Genomic DNA, 3091 nt, shown 5'->3' with positions numbered 1-3091 from the left:
CAACCGCCAGAGCGACGTGCGCTGTACGGAGAACGCCCAGGTCCTGGAGCTATGGCGACGATGGAGGGCTCAGGGAACTGTGGGGTTATTCCTTACATCACCCAGGGCCGAGCCGAGGGGGACCGGCCCGTCATCACCCCACGCCGTCTCGCTCGGCTCCTGCTCACCCGCCCCGACAAGCTGCGGGAGGGCGACACCCGGCTACTGTGGGAACTCACGGCTGCTTGCCCCGAACTGACCGAGCTCGCCCGCCTGGTCCGCAGCTTCGCCGAACTCCTCACCCCGACTGAAGGCAACGACGCCAAGCTCACCGCCTGGATCACCGCCGCCCGGGCCGCTGACCTACCCCACCTGCACGGCTTCGCCAATGGCCTCGAGCTCGACCGCGACGCGGTGAACGCCGGCCTCACCCTGCCGCATCACAACGGCCGAACCGAAGGCGTCAACACGCGAACGAAGAGAATCATGCGGCAGATGCACGGCAGGGCCGGGTTTGACCTACTCCGCCACCGCATTCTTCTGCAGTAACGGTCACGCAGCGCCACCACCGAATACGGGACAGAGCCGAAAACCGTACAGTCCCGGCCGACCTCGTGGAGTGCTGACCATGTCCCGTTCCGTGAGCTGATGGGCATCGGCCGAAGCGAACGCATGACGTCTTTGCTGGACACCCCCTACTTGATCGAGGAATGGGGGATGCCATCGCCCGTCGTGCTCCTGTCCGGCGACGGGCACCACTGGATCGGACTTGACTATCGAGGGTGTGGCCGCGCAGGAGACCCCGCGGTTGCATGGTTCGATGCCGACCTCAACACCGAACTGGCCCTGGCCAGGGATTTCCGGTCGTTCCTCGAAGGACTGTCCTCCGGCAGCGCGTCCAACGACGATGCTTGCGACAGCCCCGCATCGGCTTGACGAACTCAGTTCTACCGCCCCGGTGAACAAGCCGATCATGAGCTGGCTGTCTTCAGGACGCGGGGCAGGTGAGCGGGGAGGTGTTCGATCTCGACGTCACGGCCACGGGCGCGAAACGCGTTGAGTAATGATCTCTGCCAGACCGCATGCCCTTTTCCGGACTAAGGGATTGCATGGAAGAGGAGCTGGGACCGCATTCGAGCTAGTTGTCTCGCTTCTGATCGTTTTGTCGGTCAGCGCTGGCAGCATGGGGACGTGATCGCGACAGCAGCTGACTACGTCTGGTTCTATGACCGATTTCCGAGCTTGTGGGAGGCGTACTGCCTCACCCTGGTCGAGAGCTTGCGCCCTGAGGACGTTGTGACACGACTTGGTGCGCGGACCGAGGACGTTGTGGCGCGATTCGGCGACTGGATGGACAACGTTCCTTCTGGCATGAGCTTCGATGATCTGAACAGCGCTGCTTACTCCGGTCCGGGCCCCTACGGCACCTGGGATGGACACTTCTTCGGGGCTGTGTCGGTCGAAGACTGGTGCCTCATCGTTGAGCCCAACGGCTTCATGGGAGCCACTCCGGCGATCATCAAGCCGTTGTCGGCCGGCACGCGGTTGGTGTCTCACCGCCGCAACGTCAACGCGGTCAAGCACTTCTACTGGGCGGAGTACGGCGAAATACAACTGGGGTTCGAGCCCCCCTTCGCCTCTGACCGATATGGCAGCGATCCAGACGGAGCGGTGGAGGCCATGCGGCGGGCGGGGTTTGATCTGGAGGACAACGACAAACCGGAGAGGCTCGCCGTCGCTGAAGACGTAGCGGCTCGTACTGGGGCCGTCTTCGCACTGGCCGAGAACCTGACCGGGATCAAGTTGACAGCGCAACTGCTGGAGGAATCGGCCTATCTGTGCGCGGTCGCACCGAGAACGAACTGACCCGCTCATGAGGCCACGGGCCTCAGGACGCGGGGTAGGTGGGCGTGAAGGTGCTCGATCTCGACCTCGCGGCCGCGGGCGCGAACGCGCTGGGCTGTGAGTTCCACAAGCCCGCATGCCCTGTGACGTCCGCCAGCGCAACCGAGAGCGATCGTTTTCGGGCCAGCGGACAGCAGCGCGTATTCGACTAGGTTGTCGATGAGTTCCCGAGCTCCGACGGTGTTGAGGACCACGTCCTGAACGCGGGGGTGGAATCCGTCGAGATCGAGGATGTCGCGAGCGCGGGCAGGGTCGCGTAGTCGGTCGCGGACGTCCTCGATGCGGTCGGCGGTCGGGGGAACTGGATGTCCTTCGGCGTCGGTGGGCAGGTGCAGGTAGCCGAACGAGATCAGGTGTAGCGGTGTCATCGGCAGGGCTCTCCCGTTCATGAGGTGGATGGCGGGTCGGTGAAGGTGGGCATGCCGAGGGCGACCAAGTGGGCGCGGCCGTCGACGGGGATCCGGTTGAGGCTGGCGAGCTTGGTCTTACGACTCCTAACAAAAAGAGGCTTCTGGACCTCTGGGAATGACGGTGTGTCAGTTCTCGTTGATGCTGGCCGAAGGGGGTGCGAGCCAGTCGAGACGAGGAAGACCGCTGACAGACCGTGGGAGATCGACGACGAGTTGTGGGCGCGCATCGAGCCGCTGCTGCCGGTCGTCCCACGTAATCCGCGGCGTCCAGGTCGTAAGCGTCTGGATAGTCGCAGGGTGCTGTGCGGGATCCTGTTCGTGCTGTACACCGGGATCCGCTGGGAGTTTCTGCCCCAGGAGCTGGGCTGCGGCTCGGGGATGACCTGCTGGCGACGGCTGCGGGACTGGAACGAGGCCGGGGTCTGGCAGCACCTGCACGAGCTGCTGCTCTCCGAGCTGCGGGCCGCAGACCTGCTGGACTTCTCCCGCGCAGCGGTCGACTCCAGCCACATCCGCGCGATGAAGGGCGGGCCGGCCACCGGTCCGTCCCCGGTGGACCGGGGCAAGGCCGGCAGCAAGCACCACCTGATCGTCGAAGCGCACGGCATCCCGCTCGCGGCAATCACCACCGGCGGCAACCGCGGGCGACGTCACCCAACTGATCCCGCTGATCCAGGCCGTCCCGCCGATCCGCGGTAAGCACGGCCAGCCACTGCGCCGCCCCGAGCACCTGTACGCCGACCGCGGCTATGACCACGAGGTCTACCGGGACAAGGTCCGCCGGTTCCAGATCACCC

Annotated in this window: 4 protein-coding genes and 1 pseudogene; 4 read left to right on the top strand and 1 reads right to left on the bottom strand. The window is 65.2% G+C overall.

The genetic code is table 11. From position 1 onward, the window contains the following. From ACIN94_RS32680 to ACIN94_RS32670, 3 genes are all read left to right on the top strand, one after another. A partial coding sequence (locus ACIN94_RS32680; protein ID WP_400714875.1) for a transposase occupies nucleotides 1-528 on the top strand: 528 nt, incomplete at its 5' end. Between the two features lie 99 nt (nucleotides 529-627). Next, nucleotides 628-915: a hypothetical protein gene (locus tag ACIN94_RS32675; RefSeq protein ID WP_400714872.1), complete on the top strand. Its 288-nt coding sequence runs from the start codon at nucleotides 628-630 to the stop codon at nucleotides 913-915. A 255-nt stretch (nucleotides 916-1170) separates the two neighbouring features. After that, nucleotides 1171-1845 (top strand): DUF6461 domain-containing protein, encoded by a 675-nt coding sequence (locus ACIN94_RS32670; RefSeq protein WP_400714869.1) that lies wholly within the window; start codon nucleotides 1171-1173, stop codon nucleotides 1843-1845. A gap of 5 nt (nucleotides 1846-1850) precedes the next feature. Here the strand turns inward: ACIN94_RS32670 and ACIN94_RS32665 are convergent, their stop codons facing one another. Further along, on the bottom strand, nucleotides 1851-2273 hold the full coding sequence (locus ACIN94_RS32665) for a hypothetical protein (RefSeq protein ID WP_400714866.1): 423 nt from the start codon (nucleotides 2271-2273) through the stop codon (nucleotides 1851-1853). A gap of 222 nt (nucleotides 2274-2495) precedes the next feature. Between ACIN94_RS32665 and ACIN94_RS32660 the strand changes: the two are divergent. Next, a pseudogene (locus ACIN94_RS32660) lies at nucleotides 2496-3091 on the top strand (IS5 family transposase); the annotation flags it as partial.

Origin of the sequence: Streptosporangium sp. NPDC087985 (assembly GCF_044741965.1) — a bacterium.
In the GTDB taxonomy this organism is placed as follows: Bacteria; Actinomycetota; Actinomycetes; order Streptosporangiales; family Streptosporangiaceae; genus Streptosporangium.
The sequence above is the reverse complement of the archived record's forward strand: the minus strand, read 5'-3'. Positions and strand labels throughout refer to the sequence as shown.